This window comes from Mycobacterium sp. Aquia_213, from assembly GCF_026625985.1.
Taxonomy (GTDB): domain Bacteria; phylum Actinomycetota; class Actinomycetes; order Mycobacteriales; family Mycobacteriaceae; genus Mycobacterium.
On the sequence record NZ_CP113116.1, the window covers coordinates 5,055,088 to 5,074,682 of the forward strand.

At 63.9% G+C, this 19,595-nt stretch carries 24 protein-coding genes, 3 tRNA genes and 1 pseudogene; 14 read left to right on the forward strand and 14 right to left on the reverse strand.

The window, feature by feature from the left end; genetic code table 11:
- Window positions 1-2: 2 nt before the first annotated feature.
- From LMQ14_RS23465 to LMQ14_RS23515, 11 genes and pseudogenes are all read left to right on the forward strand, one after another.
- Window positions 3-275, forward strand: a pseudogene (locus LMQ14_RS23465) (DinB family protein); the annotation flags it as partial.
- A 23-nt stretch (window positions 276-298) separates the two neighbouring features.
- On the forward strand, window positions 299-871 hold the full coding sequence (locus LMQ14_RS23470; protein ID WP_267735649.1) for a DinB family protein: 573 nt from the start codon (window positions 299-301) through the stop codon (window positions 869-871).
- Between the two features lie 61 nt (window positions 872-932).
- Window positions 933-2,279, forward strand: coding sequence for an ABC1 kinase family protein (locus LMQ14_RS23475; protein WP_267732026.1), 1,347 nt, complete (start codon window positions 933-935; stop codon window positions 2,277-2,279).
- 80 nt (window positions 2,280-2,359) lie between these two features.
- Window positions 2,360-3,208, forward strand: coding sequence for an alpha/beta fold hydrolase (locus LMQ14_RS23480; RefSeq protein WP_420714713.1), 849 nt, complete (start codon window positions 2,360-2,362; stop codon window positions 3,206-3,208).
- Between the two features lie 95 nt (window positions 3,209-3,303).
- Window positions 3,304-4,167 (forward strand): cyclopropane mycolic acid synthase family methyltransferase, encoded by an 864-nt coding sequence (locus LMQ14_RS23485; RefSeq protein ID WP_267732028.1) that lies wholly within the window; start codon window positions 3,304-3,306, stop codon window positions 4,165-4,167.
- A 153-nt stretch (window positions 4,168-4,320) separates the two neighbouring features.
- Window positions 4,321-5,184, forward strand: a complete 864-nt coding sequence (locus LMQ14_RS23490; protein WP_267732029.1) for a cyclopropane mycolic acid synthase family methyltransferase — start codon at window positions 4,321-4,323, stop codon at window positions 5,182-5,184.
- A gap of 91 nt (window positions 5,185-5,275) precedes the next feature.
- Window positions 5,276-6,139, forward strand: a complete 864-nt coding sequence (locus tag LMQ14_RS23495) for a cyclopropane mycolic acid synthase family methyltransferase (RefSeq protein ID WP_267732030.1) — start codon at window positions 5,276-5,278, stop codon at window positions 6,137-6,139.
- Window positions 6,140-6,308: 169 nt separating this feature from the next.
- Window positions 6,309-7,190, forward strand: coding sequence for a cyclopropane mycolic acid synthase family methyltransferase (locus LMQ14_RS23500; RefSeq protein ID WP_267732031.1), 882 nt, complete (start codon window positions 6,309-6,311; stop codon window positions 7,188-7,190).
- A gap of 144 nt (window positions 7,191-7,334) precedes the next feature.
- Complete coding sequence (mmaA4, locus tag LMQ14_RS23505) at window positions 7,335-8,231, forward strand: hydroxymycolate synthase MmaA4 (protein ID WP_267732032.1); 897 nt, start codon at window positions 7,335-7,337, stop codon at window positions 8,229-8,231.
- Between the two features lie 101 nt (window positions 8,232-8,332).
- On the forward strand, window positions 8,333-9,031 hold the full coding sequence (locus LMQ14_RS23510) for a YciI family protein (protein ID WP_267732033.1): 699 nt from the start codon (window positions 8,333-8,335) through the stop codon (window positions 9,029-9,031).
- 10 nt (window positions 9,032-9,041) lie between these two features.
- A complete protein-coding gene (locus LMQ14_RS23515; RefSeq protein ID WP_267732034.1) occupies window positions 9,042-10,259 on the forward strand; it encodes an RNA polymerase sigma factor in 1,218 nt (405 codons plus the stop codon).
- 141 nt (window positions 10,260-10,400) lie between these two features.
- Here LMQ14_RS23515 and rplA read toward each other — a convergent pair whose 3' ends face one another.
- The 12 genes from rplA to LMQ14_RS23575 all read right to left on the reverse strand — a co-directional run bounded on the left by rplA (window position 10,401) and on the right by LMQ14_RS23575 (window position 15,393).
- A complete protein-coding gene (gene rplA, locus LMQ14_RS23520; RefSeq protein WP_267732035.1) occupies window positions 10,401-11,108 on the reverse strand; it encodes a 50S ribosomal protein L1 in 708 nt (235 codons plus the stop codon).
- A 76-nt stretch (window positions 11,109-11,184) separates the two neighbouring features.
- A complete protein-coding gene (gene rplK, locus LMQ14_RS23525; protein WP_267732036.1) occupies window positions 11,185-11,613 on the reverse strand; it encodes a 50S ribosomal protein L11 in 429 nt (142 codons plus the stop codon).
- A gap of 61 nt (window positions 11,614-11,674) precedes the next feature.
- Window positions 11,675-12,436, reverse strand: coding sequence for a transcription termination/antitermination protein NusG (nusG, locus tag LMQ14_RS23530; protein ID WP_267732037.1), 762 nt, complete (start codon window positions 12,434-12,436; stop codon window positions 11,675-11,677).
- 43 nt (window positions 12,437-12,479) lie between these two features.
- A complete protein-coding gene (gene secE / locus LMQ14_RS23535) occupies window positions 12,480-12,950 on the reverse strand; it encodes a preprotein translocase subunit SecE (RefSeq protein WP_267732038.1) in 471 nt (156 codons plus the stop codon).
- An 86-nt stretch (window positions 12,951-13,036) separates the two neighbouring features.
- Window positions 13,037-13,109, reverse strand: a tRNA-Trp gene (locus LMQ14_RS23540).
- Window positions 13,110-13,258: 149 nt separating this feature from the next.
- A complete protein-coding gene (hadC, locus tag LMQ14_RS23545; RefSeq protein WP_267732039.1) occupies window positions 13,259-13,771 on the reverse strand; it encodes a (3R)-hydroxyacyl-ACP dehydratase subunit HadC in 513 nt (170 codons plus the stop codon).
- 3 nt (window positions 13,772-13,774) lie between these two features.
- Window positions 13,775-14,203, reverse strand: coding sequence for a (3R)-hydroxyacyl-ACP dehydratase subunit HadB (gene hadB, locus LMQ14_RS23550; RefSeq protein ID WP_267732040.1), 429 nt, complete (start codon window positions 14,201-14,203; stop codon window positions 13,775-13,777).
- Window positions 14,190-14,669, reverse strand: coding sequence for a (3R)-hydroxyacyl-ACP dehydratase subunit HadA (hadA, locus tag LMQ14_RS23555; RefSeq protein WP_267732041.1), 480 nt, complete (start codon window positions 14,667-14,669; stop codon window positions 14,190-14,192). The genes hadB and hadA overlap by 14 nt, the downstream gene beginning before the upstream one ends.
- 46 nt (window positions 14,670-14,715) lie before the next feature.
- A complete protein-coding gene (rpmG, locus tag LMQ14_RS23560) occupies window positions 14,716-14,883 on the reverse strand; it encodes a 50S ribosomal protein L33 (RefSeq protein WP_003898538.1) in 168 nt (55 codons plus the stop codon).
- Between the two features lie 35 nt (window positions 14,884-14,918).
- Window positions 14,919-14,992 (reverse strand) — tRNA-Met (locus LMQ14_RS23565).
- Between the two features lie 36 nt (window positions 14,993-15,028).
- Window positions 15,029-15,101: transfer RNA gene (locus tag LMQ14_RS23570), tRNA-Thr, on the reverse strand.
- Between the two features lie 85 nt (window positions 15,102-15,186).
- Window positions 15,187-15,393 carry a type II toxin-antitoxin system VapB family antitoxin gene (locus tag LMQ14_RS23575; protein ID WP_267732043.1) on the reverse strand — a complete coding sequence of 69 codons (207 nt, stop codon included), beginning with the start codon at window positions 15,391-15,393 and terminating at the stop codon, window positions 15,187-15,189.
- Between the two features lie 111 nt (window positions 15,394-15,504).
- Here LMQ14_RS23575 and LMQ14_RS23580 point away from each other — a divergent pair, with 111 nt between their 5' ends.
- The 3 genes from LMQ14_RS23580 to LMQ14_RS23590 all read left to right on the forward strand — a co-directional run bounded on the left by LMQ14_RS23580 (window position 15,505) and on the right by LMQ14_RS23590 (window position 17,972).
- Window positions 15,505-16,227 (forward strand): MBL fold metallo-hydrolase, encoded by a 723-nt coding sequence (locus LMQ14_RS23580; RefSeq protein ID WP_267732044.1) that lies wholly within the window; start codon window positions 15,505-15,507, stop codon window positions 16,225-16,227.
- 125 nt (window positions 16,228-16,352) lie between these two features.
- Window positions 16,353-17,195, forward strand: a complete 843-nt coding sequence (locus LMQ14_RS23585) for a hypothetical protein (protein WP_267732045.1) — start codon at window positions 16,353-16,355, stop codon at window positions 17,193-17,195.
- Window positions 17,196-17,276: 81 nt separating this feature from the next.
- A complete protein-coding gene (locus LMQ14_RS23590) occupies window positions 17,277-17,972 on the forward strand; it encodes a crotonase/enoyl-CoA hydratase family protein (protein WP_267732046.1) in 696 nt (231 codons plus the stop codon).
- Window positions 17,973-18,082: 110 nt separating this feature from the next.
- Here the strand turns inward: LMQ14_RS23590 and LMQ14_RS23595 are convergent, their stop codons facing one another.
- Entirely contained in the window at window positions 18,083-19,090 is a 1,008-nt protein-coding gene (locus LMQ14_RS23595; protein WP_267732047.1) for a patatin-like phospholipase family protein, read from the reverse strand.
- The gene (cynS, locus tag LMQ14_RS23600; protein ID WP_267732048.1) at window positions 19,090-19,545 is read right to left on the reverse strand and encodes a cyanase; all 456 of its coding nucleotides are present in this window, start codon (window positions 19,543-19,545) and stop codon (window positions 19,090-19,092) included. Before cynS ends, LMQ14_RS23595 begins: the two co-directional genes overlap by 1 nt.
- Window positions 19,546-19,595: the final 50 nt, after the last annotated feature.

A 19,595-nucleotide genomic window follows, 5' to 3' on the forward strand; every position in this document is an offset into this window, starting at 1 on the left:
CGCCCGCCGACTACCAGAGTTGGGATTATGCGACCGACGCGGCCACCGCCCTGCGCCAACTCGACCTGACCTACAGCGGGTGGATCACCGGGGTGCGCTCGCTGTCGGCCGCCGATCTGACCCGGCGCTGCGGCCCGGCCGAGGGGCCGTACGCCGACTACCCACTCGGCGAGCTGGTCTTGCACATCAATCGCGAAGCGATCCACCATGGTGCCGAGATTGCTTGCCTCCGAGACCTTTACGCACATCGCCAATCCATCAACCAGGAGGAGTGACCATGCCAGCCCTCGCCCCGCCGGTGGCCGACGAGCGCAGCGCCCTGCGCGAGTATCTGGCCTTCCATCAGAGCGCCTACTTCGCGGTGTCCTACGGCCTCACCGATGAGCAGGCGCGGTCGTCGCCGTCGGCGAGTGCGCTGTCGGTCGGCGGGCTGGTCAAGCACGTGACACGGATGCAACGCAGCTGGATGACACGAGTCGCGGCAGCGCCGGACCCACCGGCGAAGGACGTTCGGCCGGTGGGCGAGGAATTCCAGGACCAGCACGTGATGCGGCCCGACGAGACCCTGGACGGGCTGCTTCAAGCATTCGCAGAGCAGAACACGATTTCGCTCCGGCTGGTCGAGTCCGCTGACCTCGACGCGGCGGTGCCCGTGCCGCGCGACGTTCCGTGGTTTCCCAAAGACGTGGAGGCCTGGTCGGTGCGATGGGTGATCCTGCACGTCATCAACGAGTTGGCCCGGCACGCCGGGCACGCCGACATCATCCGGGAAACCATCGACGGAGCCACGATGTACGACCTGATCGCCGGGCTGGAAGGCTGGGCGATCGAGGGCTGGGTGACACCCTGGAACACGGGGGCGGGCCGGTAAAAGGCCTGCTCATCGGAGGGTGAATTGGGCCTTGGCACCCCTGGTTTGGCAGACTGCTGAGATGAGTTCTACCAAACACCGAGACGTGGCCAAGCTTGACCGGGTGCCGTTGCCGGTCGAAGCGGCCCGGGTCGCGGTCACTGGTTGGCAGGTCACCCGCTCCGCCGCTCGCTTCGTCAGCACGCTGACGGGCAAGGGGCCATGGCAGCAGAAGGTGATCAAGCAGCTCCCCCAGACCTTCGCCGATCTGGGTCCGACGTACGTGAAGTTCGGCCAGATCATCGCGTCGAGCCCCGGCGCATTCGGCGAGTCGCTGTCCCGTGAATTCCGGGGCCTGCTCGACCGAGTGCCACCGGCCGACTCCGACGCGGTGCACAAGCTGTTCGTCGACGAACTCGGCGCCGACCCGGCCGACCTGTTCGCCAAGTGGGACGAGACGCCGTTCGCGTCGGCGTCCATCGCGCAGGTGCACTACGCCACGCTGCACAGCGGCGAGGAGGTCGTCGTCAAGATCCAGCGGCCGGGCATCCGCCGCCGGGTCGCCGCCGACCTGCAGATCCTGAAGCGCTTCGCTCAGGCCGTCGAACTGGCCAAGCTGGGCCGCCGGCTCTCGGCACAAGACGTGGTCGCCGACTTCTCCGCCAACCTGGCCGAGGAGCTGAATTTCCGCCTCGAGGCGCAATCGATGGAGGCGTGGGTCTCACACCTGCACGTGTCGCCGCTGGGCAAGAACATCCGGGTGCCGAACGTGTACTGGGACTTCACCAGCGACCGGGTGCTGACGATGGAGCGGGTGCAGGGCATCCGCATCGACGACGTCGCCGCCATCCGCAAGGCCGGGTTCGACGGCACCGAGCTGGTGAAGGCGCTGCTGTTCTCGCTTTTCGAAGGCGGGCTGCGGCACGGGCTGTTCCACGGCGACCTGCACGCGGGCAACCTGTACGTCGACGACCAGGGCCGCATCGTGTTCTTCGATTTCGGGATCATGGGCCGCATCGACCCGCGTACCCGTTGGTTGCTGCGCGAGTTGGTGTACGCGTTGCTGGTCACCAAGGATCACGCCGCGGCCGGCAAGATCGTCGTGCTGATGGGCGCCGTCGGCACGGTGAAGCCCGAAGCCGAGGCCGCCAAGGACCTGGAAAAATTCGCCACCCCACTGACCATGTCCACGCTGGGCGACATGTCCTACGCCGACATCGGCAAGCAGCTGTCGACGCTGGCCGACGCCTACGACGTCAAGCTGCCGCGCGAGTTGGTGTTGATCGGAAAGCAGTTCCTCTACGTCGAGCGGTACATGAAGCTGCTCGCGCCGAAGTGGCAGATGATGTCCGATCCGCAGCTGACGGGATACTTCGCCAACTTCATGGTCGAGGTCAGCCGCGAGCATCAGTCCGACGTCGAGGTCTAGGAGGCGTTCCAGTGGAGGTCCGCACCGGTTATGCGAGTGCCGGTCCCGCGTCGAGCGATCTGAAGCTCTACTACGAGGACATGGGCGATATCGACGACCCGCCCGTGCTACTGATCATGGGGCTGGGCGCCCAGCTGCTGCTGTGGCGGACCGAGTTCTGCGAGCGGCTGGTCAGCCAAGGCCTGCGCGTGATCCGCTACGACAACCGGGATGTCGGCCTGTCCAGCAAGACCGAGCGGCGCAGTGCGGGCCAGCCCATGGTCACCCGATTGCTCCGCTCCTTTGCGGGTCTGGAGAGCAAGGCCGCCTACACCCTCGAGGACATGGCCGACGACGCCGCAGCCGTGCTGGACCATCTGGGCATCAAGGCGGCCCACGTCGTCGGAGCATCGATGGGCGGAATGATCGCCCAGGTCTTCGCCGCGCAATTCGCCCATCGGACAACGACTCTCGGGGTCCTCTTCTCGAGCAACAACTCGGCGTTCCTGCCACCGCCGGCTCCCCGCGCATTGCTGGCGCTCGTCAAGGGCCCGCCGCCGGACTCGCCCCGCGACGTGATCCTCGACAACGCGGTCCGGGTCAGCCGGATCATCGGCAGCCCGCGTTACCGCATTCCCGATGAGCAGGTTCGCTCCGAGGCCGCCGAGGGATACGACCGCAATTACTACCCGCAGGGCGTTGCCGGGCAGTTCAGTGCCATCCTGGGCAGCGGGAGCCTGCTGCACCACGACCGGCGGATCAAGGCGCCGACCGTTGTCATCCACGGTCGGTCCGACAAACTCATGCGGCCTTTCGGCGGACGTGCAATCGCGCGCGCAATAAGCGGTGCCCGATTGGTGTTATTCGACGGAATGGGACATGATCTGCCACAGCAGCTATGGGATCCGGTGATCGGTGTTTTGACGGGCAATTTCGCCGAGGCAAGCTGAGCCAGAGTCGAGCAGGCGGCTTAGGCGATTCAAGTTTGTCGTGACTTTCGCACGGGGTCTCACAGCGTTGTAGCGTTGACACTTGGGAGGACGTGATGGTTGCGAATATGAAGCCGTATTACGAAGAGTCGCAGGCTACTTACGACATTTCGGACGACTTCTTCGCGTTGTTCTTGGACCCCAACATGGTCTACACCTGCGCATATTTCAAGAACGACGAGATGACGCTGGAAGAGGCGCAGCTCGCCAAGCTGGATCTGGGACTCGACAAGCTCAAACTCGAGCCGGGCATGACGCTGCTCGACGTCGGCTGCGGTTGGGGCGGAGCGCTGGTTCGCGCGGTTGAGAAGTACGACGTCAACGTCATCGGCATCACGCTCAGCCGAAACCACTACGAGCGCAGCAAATCTCGGGTTGCCGCGATCCCGACAAAGCGACATGTCGAGGCCCGTCTGCAGGGCTGGGAAGAGTTCGACGAGCACGCCGACCGGATCATCAGCTTCGAGGCGTTCGACGCGTTCAAAAAAGAACGATGGCCCGCGTTCTGGGATTGGGCCTACAAGGTTCTGCCCAGTGACAGCCGGATGCTGATGCACAGCATATTCACCTATCCGCAGACACACTGGAAAGAGCACGGCATCCCGATCACGATGAATGATCTGCGGTTCCTGCACTTCCTCGGGAAGGAGATCTTCCCCGGCGGCCAAATGTGCGGCGAAGCAGACATCGTCGACCTCTCCCGCGACAGCGGATTCTCGCTCGAGGAGACCCAGTATCTGCAGCCGCATTACGCGCGGACGCTGGACACGTGGGCGGCCAATCTGGAGGCCAATCGCGAACGCGCAATCGCCATCCAGTCCGAAGAGGTCTACGACCGCTTCATGCGCTACCTCACCGGCTGCGCGGGCCTCTTCCGCAAGGGCATCTCCAACGTCGGACAGTTCACCCTCACCAAGTAGGGCGCCGCTGGGCGCGACACGCCCGACCTGACATCCGCGTTGAACTGCGAGGTTTCGCGATTCGTCAAACCGGGCAGATGCTCAGTAATAAAATTTGCCTCACTCGGGGCTCGGGGGATGTTCAGTGCGTTTCGCGGGGAGGGCGCAGCACTCATGACTCAAAAACTGGAACCACACTTCGAAGACGTGCAGGCACACTACGACCTGTCCGACGACTTCTACCGGCTGTTCCTGGATCCCAGCCAGACCTACAGCTGCGCGTACTTCGAGCGCGACGACATGACGCTGGAAGAAGCGCAGCTGGCCAAGATCGATTTATCGCTGGGCAAATTGGGTCTGCGACCCGGCATGACGCTGCTCGACGTCGGCTGCGGGTGGGGTGCCACCATGCGACGCGCGATCGAGAAGTACGACGTGAACGTGATCGGGTTGACGCTGTCCAAGAATCAGGCCGCCCACGTGCAGAAGTCGTTCGACGAGATGGACAACCCACGCAGCAAGCGCGTGCTGCTGGCCGGCTGGGAAGAGTTCGACGAGCCCGTCGACCGCATCGTGTCGGTCGGCGCATTCGAGCATTTCGGCCACGATCGCTACGCGGACTTCTTCAAAATGGCCTACCACGTGTTGCCCGGCGACGGCGTCATGCTGCTGCACACGATCACCGATTTCACGAAGCAGGAAATCATCGACCTGGGCCTGCCCATCTCCATCGACTTGCTCCGCTTCGTCATCTTCATCCAGCGGGAGATCTTCCCGGGCGGTCGGCTGCCGAAAATCCCTATGGTGGAAGAACATTCGGACCAAGCCGGTTTCACGCTGACTCGCCGCCAGTCGCTGCAGCCGCACTACGCCAAGACCCTCGACCTGTGGGCCGACGCGTTGCAGGCGCGCCGGGACGAGGCCATCGAGATCCAGTCCGAAGAGGTCTACGAGCGCTACATGAAGTACCTGACCGGCTGCGCCGACAAATTCCGGCAAGGCTACGTCGACGTCAACCAGTTCACGCTGGCGAAATAGCCCGGCAGCCTCGACCTGTGGGATCGGATAACCGGTCCATCGGCGTGCGCGGGGTATCTTTAGTGCGTTTTCGTCAGGAAGGCAAACAGTCATGGCTCGGAAACTGACACCGCACTTCGCCGACGTGCAGGCGCACTACGACCTGTCCGACGACTTCTTCCGGTTGTTCCTGGATCCCACCCAGACCTACAGCTGCGCGTACTTCGAACGCGACGACATGACGCTGGAAGAAGCGCAGCTGGCCAAGATCGATTTGGCGCTGGGCAAGCTCGGCCTGCAGCCCGGCATGACGCTGCTCGACGTCGGCTGCGGCTGGGGTGCCACCATGCGGCGCGCGGTGGAGAAGTACGACGTGAACGTCGTCGGCCTGACGCTGTCCAAGAACCAAGCCGCCCACGTGCAGGAGTCGTTCGACGAAATGGACAGCCCCCGCAGCAAGCAAGTGCTGCTGGCCGGCTGGGAGCAGTTCGACGAGCCCGTCGACCGCATCGTGTCGATCGGCGCATTCGAGCATTTCGGCCACGATCGCTACGACGACTTCTTCACGATGGCCCACAGCGTGCTGCCGGATGACGGCGTCATGCTGCTGCACACGATCACCGGCCTGAAGCCGGAGCAGTGCACCGAACGCGGCATACCGCTGACGTTCGACATGGCCCGCTTCATCAAGTTCATCGTCACCGAGATCTTCCCGGGCGGGCGGCTGCCGTCCATCGAGAAGGTGGAGGATCACTCGTCGAAGCACGGTTTCCGGTTGAGTCGCCGCCAGTCGCTGCAGCTGCACTACGCCAGGACCCTCGATCTGTGGGCAGCGGCCCTGGAAGCGCACCAGGACGAGGCCATCGAGATCCAGTCCGAAGAGGTCTACGAGCGCTACATGAAGTACCTGACCGGCTGCGCCAACGCGTTCCGGGTCGGCTATATCGACGTGAACCAGTTCACGCTGGAGAAGTAGCGATTTACGCTGGAGAAATAGCTATCCAGACCCCACACTGATCTGTAACGGGATCTGCCATTGGGAACACAGTGGCGTCACGCCTCAAATACCAGAGATGCGTCCCACGGCGTGTAGGGTCCCCGGGATATGGCCTCCCGCAGGGGCGCCTGTCCGTTCCGGGGGATGCATGCCAAATCGTTCAACTGCCGCCACGCAGACGCGGTCCAACGCCGATGATGTTCGAGCGCACTACGACCTTTCCAACGAATTCTTCGCGCTGTTCCAGGATCCGACCCGCACCTACAGCTGCGCGTACTTTCCCCGTGAGGGCATGTCGCTGCAGGAGGCGCAGGTCGCCAAGCTGGATCTGACGCTGGACAAGCTGGGGCTGGAGCCGGGGATGACCCTGCTCGACATCGGTTGCGGCTGGGGTTCGGTGATGAAGCGCGCCGTCGAGAAGTACGACGTCAACGTCGTCGGGTTGACCCTGTCCAAAAATCAGCACTCCTACTGCCAGGGGGTTCTCGACACGATCGACTCGGACCGCTCGCACCGGGCGCTCCTGAGCGACTGGGCGGAGTTCACCGAACCGGTCGACCGCATCGTCATCATCGAAGCGCTGGAGCACTTCGGCTTCGAGCGATACGACGATTTCTTCAAGTTCGCGCACCAGGTCATGCCGTCGGACGGCGTGATGCTGCTGCACGCGATCACCGCGTTGCATCCCAAGCAGATGACCGAGCGCGGCATCCCGATGACCATCGACATGGCGAAGTTCATCCGGTTCATCCTGACCGACATCTTCCCGGGTGGCCGGCTGCCGTCCATCGAAAAGGTGGAAGAGCACTGCGCGAAGGTGGGTTTCAGCGTCACTCGCCGCCAATCGTTGCAGTCCGACTTCGCGACCACCCTCGACCTGTGGGCCCAGGCTCTGGAGGACCACAAAGCTCAGGCCGTCGAGATCCAATCCGAAGAGGTCTACGAGCGGTACATCAAGTTCCTGACCGGCTGCGCCAATGCGTTCCGGAAGGGCTATATCGACTGCAACCAGTTCACACTGGAAAAGTAGAATCATGCGTCGGGCATTGGGGGGCCCGGCGCGAAGCGCCGCCGGCGGTTAAGCAACCCGATTAAGCGTGGGTATCGTTGCTGGTCAATCGTGCAACGATGGGTATTGGGTTTGAAGCAGTGAATTCAGGAGAACTTAACGACAATGGCTGAGCAACCGACTAGTGCGACGAAGATCCGAACACGTTCGGAAGACATCCAGGCGCACTACGACGTATCCGACGACTTCTTCGCCCTGTTTCAGGATCCGACCCGGACCTACAGCTGCGCGTACTTCGAGCCGCCGGAGCTCACCCTGGAAGAAGCTCAGTACGCCAAGATCGACCTCAACCTGGACAAGCTTGACCTCAAGCCCGGCATGACCCTGCTCGACATCGGCTGCGGGTGGGGCACCACCATGCGGCGCGCCGTGGAGAAGTACGACGTGAACGTGATCGGTCTGACGCTGTCGAAGAATCAGCACGCCCGCGCCGAGCAGGTGCTGGGCGCGATCGACACCGACCGGTCTCGTGAGGTGCGGCTGCAGAACTGGGAGGACTTCGCCGAGCCGGTCGACCGAATCGTGTCGATCGAAGCGTTCGAGCACTTCGGACACGAGAACTACGACGACTTCTTCAAGCGGACTTTCAACATCATGCCCGACGACGGCCGGATGACCGTGCAGAGCAGCGTCAGCTACCACCCCTACAACATGAACGCCCGCGGCAAGAAACTGACCTTCGAGACGGTGCGCTTCATCAAGTTCATCATCACCGAGATATTCCCCGGCGGCCGCCTGCCGACCACCGAGATGATGGTCGAACACGGAGAGAAGGCGGGATTTGTTGTTCCCGAACCACTTTCACTACAGCCGCACTACGTCAAGACGCTACGAATCTGGGGCGACGCGCTGGAGTCCAACAAGGACAAGGCCATCGAGATCACTTCCCAAGAGGTGTACGACCGCTACATGAAGTACCTGCGCGGTTGTGAGCACTACTTCGATTACGAGATTCTCGACTGCAGCCTGGTGACCTACCTCAAACCGGGCGCCGCGGCCTAGTCGCGCCGGATTTTCCGCGGCTGTCGGATTAGGGCTGCGTCGTTCGTCGGATAGGTAGAGAGTGGAGCACGAGGCTTCGCTCGCTATCGGAGGTGTCGAACGTGCAATATTTCGCGCTGTTGATCAGCAAAGAGCAAGACCGCCCAGCCGATGATCCGGCCGCCTCGATGGCAGCCTGGCAGAACTTCCACGCCAAAGCCGGCCCGGCGATCAAATCCGGAGACGCGCTGGCCCCGGCTGCCGCTGCGGCGGTCATCACCGGCGGCCCGGACGCGCCAATGGTCACCGACGGCCCCTTCGCCGAGTCCGCCGAGGTGGCCTGCGGCTACTACGTGTTCGAAGCGGAGAACCTGGACGAGGCGCTGGCCCTGGCGCGCGATATCCCGCTCGCCACGTATGGGGCCGTGGAGGTGTGGCCCGCAGTCCACACACTGGAGCCGTCCCGCGCGCTCACCGGCAACGACTGGCTCGCGCTGCTGCTGGAACCGGCCGCTACCGCACACACCCCGGGCACGCCGGAATGGGATGCCGTGGCGGCAAAGCACGCAGATCTCCACGCGGCCGCGGGCGATCACCTACTCGGTGGCGCCGCACTGCACGATCGGTCCACCGCGACGACGGTGCGGGTGCGCGACGGCGAGGTCCTGACCACCGACGGGCCTTATGTGGAAGGCGCCGAAATCGCCACCGGGATCTACCTGCTCGGCGCGGCGGATCGCGACGAGGCCATCAAGATCGCGTCAATGATCCCCGCTTCGACAGTGCAGCTGCGGCAACTGGCTGGAATCTCGGCACTCTAATCGCCCCGCAATGACCAACCTGGACGGCGTCTTTCGTCGGGAATGGGGTCCCGCCGTCGCCGCGCTGGCGCGATGGTCCGGCGACCTCACCGTCGCCGAGGACGCCGTCCAGGAGGCCTGCGCCGAGGCGCTACGCAGCTGGCCCCGCGACGGGGTGCCAGACAGCCCCGGCGGATGGCTGGTCACCGTTGCCCGCAACCGTGCCCGGGATCGGCTGCGCCGCGAATCCGTCCGTCCCGGAAAGGAATTGGCGGCCTTCGTGGACGACATCAGGGCACGTACCGACCACACCGACCCATATCCGGTTCGCGACGACGAGCTGCGGATGATGTTTACCTGTGCGCATCCGGCGCTGGACCGGCAGTCGCAATTGGCACTGACGCTGCGGTTGGTGTCCGGTTTGACCGTCGCCGAGATCGCGCGGGCTCTGTTGCAGACGGACACCGCAGTCGGTCAGCGAATCACGCGCGCCAAGAACAAGATTCGCCACGCCAATATCCCGCTGCGGGTGCCGCCGGCGCAGCTGCTGCCCGAGCGCACACCACACGTGCTCGGTTGCATCTACTCGGTGTTCACCGAGGGGTATTGGTCGACCGCGGGTCCGTCGGCGATTCGTGACGAACTGTGCGACGAAGGCGTTCGGCTGGCCGGCGAGCTGTGCGCGCTGATGCCGGACGAACGGGAAGCCCACGCCCTGGCCGCTCTGACTCTGCTGCACGACTCGCGGCGAGCAACGCGGATCGACGGCGCCGGGATGCTGGTGCCACTCGAAGACCAGGACCGCCGCCAGTGGGACCGCGGCCGCATCGCGCGCGGGCTGGATCGGTTACGGCTGGCCGAAGGGTCGACGGGCCCCTATCTTCCTCAGGCGGTGATCGCCGCGCTGCACGCGACGGCGCCATCGTGGGAGCAGACCGACTGGATCACCATTTGCACGGCCTATGACCGTCTCCTGGAGTTGACGGCTTCGCCGGTGGCCGGCGCCAACCGCGCGCTGGCGGTGGGCTTGCGTGACGGCCCCGACGCCGGGCTTGTCGCGCTGGACGAAGTGGCCCGCGATCCCCGGCTGACCCGGTCGAACCTGGTCGCGACGGTCAGGGCCGATCTGCTGCGGCGCGCGGGACGGCCCACCGAAGCGGTGACCTGGTATCGAACGGCGTTGGAGGCAGGCGGTTCTGAGTCGGGACGCGACTTCTTGCGGCGACGCATCGCCGAATGTGGCGGGTAGGCGAGGCGGCCGAGGTCACGTCTGACCCAGACGTCGCCGAGCGGCAGGGAAATGCATTTTGCCCGCCTCCGAGCGACAATCGTTGTCGCTGTGAGGCGGGCAAAACGTCACGTGCTTCTCGCCCCTCGCGGGGCGGGCCGCCTACGCCTCGGTGAAGTTGCGGGTGACCGCCGGGTCGACCGGAATGCCCGGGCCGGTGGTCGTCGACACCGTGATCTTCTTCAGGTAGCGCCCCTTGGACGACGACGGCTTGAGCCGCAGCACCTCGTCGATCGCGGCTCCGTAGTTCTCCGCGAGGTTCTTCTCGTCGAACGATGCCTTGCCGATCACGAAGTGCAGGTTGGCCTGCTTGTCGATGCGGAAGTTGATCTTTCCGCCCTTGATGTCGTTGACGGCCTTGGCGATGTCGGGGGTCACGGTGCCGGTCTTGGGGTTCGGCATCAGGCCACGCGGGCCGAGGATGCGCGCGATGCGGCCGACCTTGGCCATCTGGTCCGGCGTGGCGATCGCGGCGTCGAAGTCGAGGAAACCGCCCTGGATCTTCTCGATCAGGTCGTCGCTGCCCACCACGTCGGCGCCCGCGGCGGTGGCCTCTTCGGCCTTGTCACCGACGGCGAACACCGCGACCCGGGCGGTCTTACCGGTCCCGTGCGGCAGATTGACCGTGCCGCGGACCATCTGGTCCGCCTTGCGCGGGTCGACGCCGAGCCGGATCGCCACCTCAACGGTGGAGTCCTGCTTGGTCGAGGCCGTCTCCTTGGCGAGCTTGGCCGCCTCCAGCGGGGAGTACAGGTTGTCCCGGTCGATCTTCTCGGAGGCGGCGCGGTATGCCTTGCTGTTCTTGCTCATTGATCTATCCAATCTGGTGTTGGGGTCGTGGTTAATTCGGGCCGAAGCCAGCCCTCCCACGGGGTGGAGCTTGGTGCTATTCGACGGTGATCCCCATCGACCGGGCGGTACCGGCGATGATCTTGGCGGCAGCGTCGATGTCGTTGGCGTTGAGATCGGTCTTCTTGGTCTCGGCGATCTCGCGGACCTGATCCCAGGTGACCTTGGCGACCTTGGTCTTGTGCGGCTCGGCCGAGCCCTTGCCCACACCGGCGGCCTTGAGCAGCAGCTTGGCGGCGGGCGGCGTCTTGAGCGCGAACGTGAAGCTGCGGTCCTCGTAGACCGTGATCTCCACCGGGATGACATTGCCGCGCTGGCTTTCCGTCGCCGCGTTGTAAGCCTTGCAGAACTCCATGATGTTCACACCGTGCTGGCCGAGCGCGGGTCCCACCGGCGGCGCAGGGTTTGCCTGTCCCGCGGTGATCTGGAGCTTGATCAGCCCGACGACCTTCTTCTTCGGGGCCATGAGATTTGTGCGTTCCTTCCTGGTTTATGCATCCAGCCGTTCCCGCGAACGGGATGGCTGACTAGATCTTGGAGACTTGGGTAAAGGTGAGTTCCACGGGTGTTTCGCGGCCGAAGATCGACACCAACACCTTGAGCTTCTGCTGTTCGGCGTTGATCTCGTTGATCGTGGCCGGCAGCGTCGCAAACGGCCCGTCCATGACCGTCACCGATTCGCCCACCTCGTACTCGACGTCAATAACCGGACGTTCCAGCCCACCCGTCTCGGCGGCGGCAGCGGTGGCGGCGGCACCCTTCGCGGCCTTCTTCGTCGCTGCGGGCGGCAGCAGGAACTTCACCACGTCGTCGAGCTTGAGCGCCGACGGACGAGACGTCGCGCCGACGAATCCGGTCACACCGGGGGTGTTGCGCACCGCGGCCCACGAGTCGTCGGTCAAGTCCATGCGCACCAGGATGTAGCCCGGTAGGACCTTGCGATTGACCTGCTTGCGCTGGCCGTTCTTGATCTCGGTGACCTCTTCGGTGGGTACCTCCACCTGGAAGATGTAGTCGCCGACGTCCAGGTTCTGCACACGGGTTTCGAGGTTGGCTTTCACCTTGTTCTCGTATCCCGCGTAAGAGTGGATGACGTACCAGTCGCCGGGCTTGCTGCGCAGGTCCGCCTTGAGTGCGGCGGCAGGGTCGGCCTCGTCGGCCGCCTCGGCCGACTCCGCGGGTGCGGGGGCTTCCGGGGCCTCTGCGGCCTCCGTGGTCTCAGCGGCCTCGACGACCTCGTCCACGTCGACCGCCTCACCGGCGGACGTGTCACCGTCGAAGGTAGTCACGGTTTTCAGACCTCTCTATCTCTCTCGAAATCTCTCTCGAAGCTCAGCCGAACACCAGCAGCACGAGCTTGGTCAGGCCCAAATCAGTAAGGCCGACCAGCGCCACCATGAAGGCGAGGAACACCAGCACCACGGACGTGTAAGTGAGCATCTGCTTGCGGCTCGGCCAGATCACCTTCCGCATCTCTGCAACGACCTGCTTGAGGTAGTTGTAGATGAAAACGAACGGGTTGGCCGTAGGGTCTCCGGGCTTCTTCGGCTTCTTGGCCTTCTTGTCGGCTCCGGCCTTCTTGGCGGCCGGGGTCTTCTTGGACTCCTTGGAGTCCGCGACCTCGTCCGAGGACTCGACGTCGTCGTCGGCATCCGCCACCCGCTGGCGGGACCGCTTACCGGTCGGACGTTGCGGACGCGTCGCAGGCTTGGTCACCACGGCCGTCCGGCCACCGCTCGTGCTGTCGTCGGTGTCACCGCCGTCGCGTGCGGCGTCGTTGGCAGCGTCGCCTTCGTCGCTCACCGCATGCTCCTTCGTTCGCTAGCTATTCTCACGATTCGTCCCACGCGGACTGGTTAGTGTCCAGCATGGCACGTCTTCGCCTTTTGCAGGGGCGACAGGACTTGAACCTGCAACCTGCGGTTTTGGAGACCGCTGCTCTGCCAGTTGAGCTACGCCCCTTCGCGGTTGGCAGGCCAACCTGCGCTTACCTACGGGGCCTACATGACACGCGCGCTCTCCGTTCGGTGATCGCCGAACCTACGGACAGCGCGCTGTAATGGGAAAACCCCGAGGTCCGAGTGTACATCGGCACGGGAGTCAGATACTAATTACGCGGTTCTGACGACCTGCCCGGATTCGGGGTCCCATCTGAGCTGGATGCCACCGTCGTCCGACTGCTCCCGATACTGCCCCATCAACGTGGTGTGGGCCTCCATTATGACCTCACCGTTGTCGTCGGTGCAGATGTTCTTGGTGAGGACGATGTCGGCGCCGAAACGCTCGTTGACCGACACGACGTCCATCCGTCCCCACAGCTTGTCGCCCGCCAGGATGGGTCTGTTGAAGACGAACCGCTGTTCGACCTGGACGATCACCAAGTCCTCCATGCCCAGGTCGACGTGGCGGAAGAAATCCAGCTGCACGTACTTGGCGAAGATCGTGACGATGGTCAGCGGCGCGACGATTGCGTCGTAGCCGAGTTCTGCCGCCGCGGCCTCCTCGTAGTAGGCCGGGTGCTCGTTCTTGATGGACCGGGCGAACTCGCGAAGCTGCTCGCGGCCCACCACGAAGCAATCCGGATACCGCCAGACCATGCCGCGGATATCGGTTTTGAGCGCCATGGGTTACGCCAACTTGGCCGACGCGACGGCCCGTCCGAAGATCTTTTTACCGCCGGTAGTGGCGCTGATTGCGATGACCACCGACTTGCTCTCCGGATCGACCGACTTGACCCGACCGGTGAAGACCAGCTCGGCACCCTTACCGTCGTTGGGCACCGGCACCACGGCCGTGAATCGCACGTTGTACTCGGTGACCGCGCCGGGATCCCCGACCCACGCGGTGACGTAACCGCCGCCGATTCCCATGGTCAGCATGCCGTGCGCGATCGCGGTGTCCAGTCCGACGACCTTGGCGATCTCGTCGTCCCAGTGGATCGGGTTCAAGTCACCCGAAACCCCGGCATAGCTCACCAGATCCTGGCGCGTGAGCGGGTAGGTCTTCTCCGGAAGCTGGTCGCCCACCTTCACCGAACTGAACTCACGCAGTGGCATCAGTAAATCCCTCTTCTCCATCCTCGCCCGCACGGCCTGCCAGGGTCGTGTAAGTCTCCTGGATAGTCTCCCCGTCTTCATTGGTGATGATGTTCTTGGTCACGATGATCTGGGTGCCGTGCGAAATGCGCATCGAGTCGACGTACACATCACAGTAGAGCCGGTCGCCTGCCACCAGCGGCTTGAAGTACTTGAGCACCTGGTCTACCTGCACGATCTGCGCGTCGGTGACCGCGACGTTGGCATGCTTGAAGAACGCCGTCTGAGCCTGGTAGCCGAACACACAGCAAAACGTCAGCGGGGCCACTAGGCCCTTATATCCGAGCTCGGCGGCGGCGTCCTCTTCGAAGAACCACGCGTCGCCGTTCTGCACAGCCGACGCGTACTCGCGGATCTTCTCCCGCTCCACCTGGTAGTAGTCGGGATAGCGGTAATGCATCCCGACGATATTTGCGGTCAATGGCACGGCTCTAAAACCTACCTGGTCAATCTCGTTAAACGGCCAGAGACAATTAGCGCGTCTCGCGATGCGCCTGGTGCTTGCCGCAGTTCGGGCAGAACTTCTTCAGTTCCAGCCGATCCGGGTCGTTGCGGCGGTTTTTCTTGGTGATGTAGTTGCGGTGCTTGCACACCTCGCAGGCCAAAGTGATCTTCGGCCGCACATCCGTACTGGAAGCCATTTCAGTTCTCTTTCACAAATCACATTGTTGTGTTGTAGCGATGGCCGGACTCGAACCGGCGACCTAACGATTATGAGTCGTTCGCTCTAACCGACTGAGCTACACCGCCTCTGGTACCCGCCGTCCGCCTGTTCGGCGTCCGCCGAGCCCCCTAACGGAATCGAACCGTTGACCTTTTCCTTACCATGGAAACGCTCTACCGACTGAGCTAAGGGGGCCGCAAACCCGTAGCGGTCAGTCTTGCCTCGGGCCTAAAAGAGGGTACAGCGCGACGCGCGACGGCACCAAACCGCAGGCAGACGCTCAGCCCCCGTCGCGGTCACGATGTGGTTGCCACGCGCTGAGGTCGCTGAACTCGTCGTAAATGTCTTCTTGCGCGCCGTGTGCGTCTGCGTCGAGCAGCGTTCGCAGCGCGAGGTGCACGGCCTCGCGCGCGTCGGCCAGGTGATAGCGACGTATTGCCTCTTGGACCAGATCGTCGTCAACCTCGATCTCGACCTTCTTCAACATGGACCAACAATACCCATGCCACACCGAGCGAACAGTTCGGCAAAAGCGCGGTTGACGGGCCGTGATGCGCCCGAAATGCCAGGTCGGTTGGCCGGGTCATAGTCTGATGCGGTGACAGATTCGTCAGCGGACCGACTGTATTTCCGGCAACTGCTCTCCGGTCGCGATTTCGCCGCCGGCGACATGATGGCGACCCAAATGCGCAATTTCTCGTACCTGATCGGCGACCGGCAGACCGGCGACTGCGTCGTGGTCGACCCGGCGTATGCATCCGGCGAGCTGGTAGATGCGGCCGAAGCCGACGGCATGCAGCTGTCCGGGGTGCTGGTCACCCACCATCACCCGGACCATGTGGGCGGCTCGATGATGGGCTTCGAGCTCAACGGCCTCGCCGAGCTACTGGAGCGGACCAGTGTGCCGGTGCATGTGAATACCCACGAGGCGCTTTGGGTTTCGCGGGTAACCGGGATTGGCATCGACGACCTGACCGCCCACGAGCATGGCGACAAGATCAGCATCGGAGACATCGAGATCGAGCTGCTGCACACCCCTGGCCACACGCCGGGCAGCCAGTGCTTCCTGCTCGATGGTCGGCTGGTCGCCGGTGACACGCTCTTCCTGGACGGCTGCGGGCGTACCGACTTTCCCGGCGGGGACTCCGACGAGATGTACCGCAGCCTGCAGCAGCTGGCCGCGCTGCCCGGCGACCCGACCGTCTTTCCCGGGCACTGGTATTCCACCGACCCGAGCGCGTCGCTGGCCGAGGTCAAGCGTTCCAACTATGTGTATCGAGCCACCAACCTTGATCAGTGGCGAATGTTGATGGGCGGCTGATGAATTGAGGGGGGCATTCTCTCGTTCGATATTTGCGCGAACGTGAGTAATCACCCCGATCATTGCGATTCCGCGGCCGGGCCAGCAGAATTTCGGGTGCACATCGCTGTGATATAAGCGGAGGGATGGATTCAATGGGGTGGATCCAGGGCAGCTGGCACGGGGTCACCGATGTTGAGTCCAGCACCTGGTTGGCATGGGCGGCGTGGGCGGCTATTGCGCTCGGCGTGATCGCGCTGGTCTTCACCAATCACCAGATCGGCCGCAACCGCCGGGCGGCCTCCGAGCAGACGCGGCCCCATGTGGGCATGCTGATGGAACCGCATGCCGCCGACTGGCACGTGATCGAGCTGGTTGTCCGTAATTTCGGCCGGACCGCCGCCTACGACATTCGGTTTTCCTTTCCGAGTCCACCGACAGTGGCCGAATACGAAAATTCCACCGACGGCTATGCCGAGGTGGTGGAACTCAAGCTCCCCGGCGAATTGCCGGTACTCGCGCCCGGCCAGGAGTGGCGGATGGTCTGGGACTCGGCGCTCGACCGCGGCGAAATCGGCGGTGGCATCGAATCTCGGTTCACCGGGAAGGTGGTCTACTACGACCGACCCGACAAGCCGCGCGGATGGCGGTTCTGGGAACGCGAGCGCCGGCCGCTGGAGACCAACGTGGTGCTGGACTGGGATGCCCTGCCACCCGTTCAGCGCATCGAGTTGATGACGACGCACGACCTGGCCAAGCGGGAAAAGCAGAAGCTGGAACTGCTACGCGGCCTGCTGACCTACTTCCACTACGCGAGCAAGGAAACGCGTGCCGACGTGTTCCGCTCCGAGATCGAACGAATCAACAACGCGGTGGCCGAAACTCAGGACCGCTGGCGCGCCCGGCAGCTCGACGCACCCACCGACGTCGGCCTGCGCTGGGGTAACTCCCAAAATGATCTCGGTAAACACCGCGACGAGGTCGTCTGAGGAGTCGCACTATGTCCGGCCCCGCGGGGTCGCGCGACGTCGATCTGATTCAATCGATTTGCCTGCAGCGAAGGAGTTCTCATGAGCGGTCCGGTTACTTACAGCCTCAAGGACACCATCGCGGTCATCCGGATGGACGACGGCAAGGTCAACGCGTTGGGCCCGACCATGCAGGCGGCGATCAACGAGGCGATCGACCAGGCCGACAGCGACAACGTCGGCGCGCTGGTGCTCACCGGCAACGAGCGGGTTTTCAGCGGCGGATTCGACCTGAAGATCCTGACCTCCGGCGAGGCGCAACCGGCGATCGACATGCTCAGGGGCGGCTTCGAGTTGTCGTATCGGCTCTTGTCCTACCCGAAGCCGGTGGTGATCGCCTGCACGGGACACGCCATCGCGATGGGATCGTTCCTGTTGGCCTCCGGTGACCACCGGATCGCAGCGCACGCCTACAACATCCAGGCCAACGAGGTCAAGATCGGCATGACGATCCCGTATGCGGCCCTGGAGATCATGAAGCTGCGGCTGACCCGTTCGGCGTATCAGCAAGCCACCGGGCTGGCGAAGACCTTCTTCGGTGAAACCGCCCTCGCCGCAGGCTTTGTCGACGAAATAGTGTTGCCCGAGATGGTCGTCAGCCGCGCCGAGGAAGCCGCACAGGAATTCGCCGGCCTGCACCAGCACGCGCACGCCGCAACGAAATTGCGCGCCCGTGCCGACACTCTCAAGGCGCTGCGCGCCGGAATCGACGGCATAGAAGCAGAATTCGGCCTGTAAGGAGGAGGCGACGCGGTTGCCCGGGCAACCGCCTCACCCCCCGTCGCCTCCTCCACTACGGAGTCTGGCACGACGACGAGCGGCCGTCACTTCACCTTTGGACGACGGCGTCAGACGGCCCAGCGGAAGCGTTTGAGGTACGCCGCCCAGTCCCAGGTCAACAAGAACTCCTGCGCCGCCCCATAGCCCTTCTGATACAGCGCCTCAAGGCGATCCGCGGCGACATCGAAGTCGAGGACGCCCACATCGGTCGATTCGACCGCGATGGCGCGGGCCGCTACCCATGGCTGGTTGAGGTGGGTTTGGTCGTGGCCCGCCAGCATCGTGGTGAGCAGGCTTTCCAGCAACGCCGTCTGTTCGAAAAAGCGCAACGGTTTCAGCGCCGGCATCACCGCGCTGAAACCCTCGTTCAGCCTCGGTAAGACCGTGACCCCAAATGTGGGCCAGCGCGGTACTTTTCCGTCGAACCGGTCGAAGGTGTCGATCGGAAAATTCGACAGCACACCGCCATCGACGAGGGTGGACATCGCCCCGCTCAGACTGCGCAGCTTGACCGGGCGGTAAAAGAACGGGATCGCCATCGACGCCCGCACGGCGTCGGCGACCGGCTGCTCATCAGGGTCCAGTCCGTAGAGCCGCCGGTAGTCCCAGGGCAGTCTCACCAACTGTGCCGCGCTCAAGTCGGCGACGGTGACCACCAGCTTGTCGCGCCGCCCCTCGGGCAGTGCGTCCTCGTCGAGGAGCAGATCTCCGAAGTAGGTGACGCCCAGGTTCTTCAGCTCGCCGCGAATCCAATCGTGGGCGGCGTCACCCCGGAACATGCTGGTGTCGCGGACCAGTCCCCATGCGGCACCGAGAATCGGGACGGGTCCCGAGTCGCGCCATTTGCTCAGCGGCGCCGACAGCGCGAGGTCCTTGACCTCTTGGCTCGTGAGTTGATCACCCTTGGACGCGGCCGCCAAGATCGCGCCGACCACCGATCCGGCCGAGACGCCCGACACCCGCGGGAACTTATAGCCCGCATCCATCAGGGCGACGATGGCGCCCACCAGGCCGATGAACTTGACGCCCCCACCGGAGAGAACGAGGTCCGCGGATTTCAGCTGCCGGCTTGCCATCACTCGCCCTGCGCCGAAACCCAGTCGTAGGCAAGGTATTTGCCGTCGAAAGTCACGACGATGCGGTCGCCCCCGGGATGCGGCTTCTTCTGCAGATCGACGCTGAAGTTAATCGCGCTCATGATGCCGTCGCCGAACTGCTCGTGGATGACCTCCTTGATGGCGCCGCCGTACACCTGTAGCGCTTCGTAGAAGCGGTAGATGGTGGGGTCGGTCGGCACCGCCGGCAGTGCGCCACGGATCGGCGGCGCCGCCAGTACCGGCACCGCCGACTGCTCGAGACCCAGCATCTTGGCCAGTACCTTGCCCAGCTCCGGCGGAATCGGATGCTGGCCGAGCAACGCCGACGTGGTCCACAGCACCGGCCGATCGATCGCGTCGGCCAGCTCCTGCCACGTCAGCCCGCGCGTCAGACGGGCAACGACGATCTGTTCGGTGATCTCGTTTCTGTTCATGACCCCAGCATGCACTAGCAGTCCTGCCGCCACGACTGCGACGAAGACCG

Bases quoted from the DNA above. Each gene is read 5' to 3' on its own strand.
- LMQ14_RS23475 (WP_267732026.1), top strand. From the start codon at position 933: ATGAGTTCTACCAAACACCGAGACGTGGCCAAGCTTGACCGGGTGCCG.
- LMQ14_RS23480 (WP_420714713.1), top strand. From the start codon at position 2,360: ATGGGCGATATCGACGACCCGCCCGTGCTACTGATCATGGGGCTGGGC.
- LMQ14_RS23485 (WP_267732028.1), top strand. From the start codon at position 3,304: ATGGTTGCGAATATGAAGCCGTATTACGAAGAGTCGCAGGCTACTTAC.
- LMQ14_RS23490 (WP_267732029.1), top strand. From the start codon at position 4,321: ATGACTCAAAAACTGGAACCACACTTCGAAGACGTGCAGGCACACTAC.
- LMQ14_RS23495 (WP_267732030.1), top strand. From the start codon at position 5,276: ATGGCTCGGAAACTGACACCGCACTTCGCCGACGTGCAGGCGCACTAC.
- LMQ14_RS23500 (WP_267732031.1), top strand. From the start codon at position 6,309: ATGCCAAATCGTTCAACTGCCGCCACGCAGACGCGGTCCAACGCCGAT.
- mmaA4 (WP_267732032.1), top strand. From the start codon at position 7,335: ATGGCTGAGCAACCGACTAGTGCGACGAAGATCCGAACACGTTCGGAA.
- LMQ14_RS23515 (WP_267732034.1), top strand. From the start codon at position 9,042: ATGACCAACCTGGACGGCGTCTTTCGTCGGGAATGGGGTCCCGCCGTC.
- rplA (WP_267732035.1), bottom strand. From the start codon at position 11,108: ATGAGCAAGAACAGCAAGGCATACCGCGCCGCCTCCGAGAAGATCGAC.
- rplK (WP_267732036.1), bottom strand. From the start codon at position 11,613: ATGGCCCCGAAGAAGAAGGTCGTCGGGCTGATCAAGCTCCAGATCACC.
- hadC (WP_267732039.1), bottom strand. From the start codon at position 13,771: ATGGCGCTCAAAACCGATATCCGCGGCATGGTCTGGCGGTATCCGGAT.
- hadB (WP_267732040.1), bottom strand. From the start codon at position 14,203: ATGCCACTGCGTGAGTTCAGTTCGGTGAAGGTGGGCGACCAGCTTCCG.
- rpmG (WP_003898538.1), bottom strand. From the start codon at position 14,883: ATGGCTTCCAGTACGGATGTGCGGCCGAAGATCACTTTGGCCTGCGAG.
- LMQ14_RS23575 (WP_267732043.1), bottom strand. From the start codon at position 15,393: ATGTTGAAGAAGGTCGAGATCGAGGTTGACGACGATCTGGTCCAAGAG.
- LMQ14_RS23585 (WP_267732045.1), top strand. From the start codon at position 16,353: ATGGATTCAATGGGGTGGATCCAGGGCAGCTGGCACGGGGTCACCGAT.
- LMQ14_RS23590 (WP_267732046.1), top strand. From the start codon at position 17,277: ATGAGCGGTCCGGTTACTTACAGCCTCAAGGACACCATCGCGGTCATC.
- LMQ14_RS23595 (WP_267732047.1), bottom strand. From the start codon at position 19,090: ATGGCAAGCCGGCAGCTGAAATCCGCGGACCTCGTTCTCTCCGGTGGG.
- cynS (WP_267732048.1), bottom strand. From the start codon at position 19,545: ATGAACAGAAACGAGATCACCGAACAGATCGTCGTTGCCCGTCTGACG.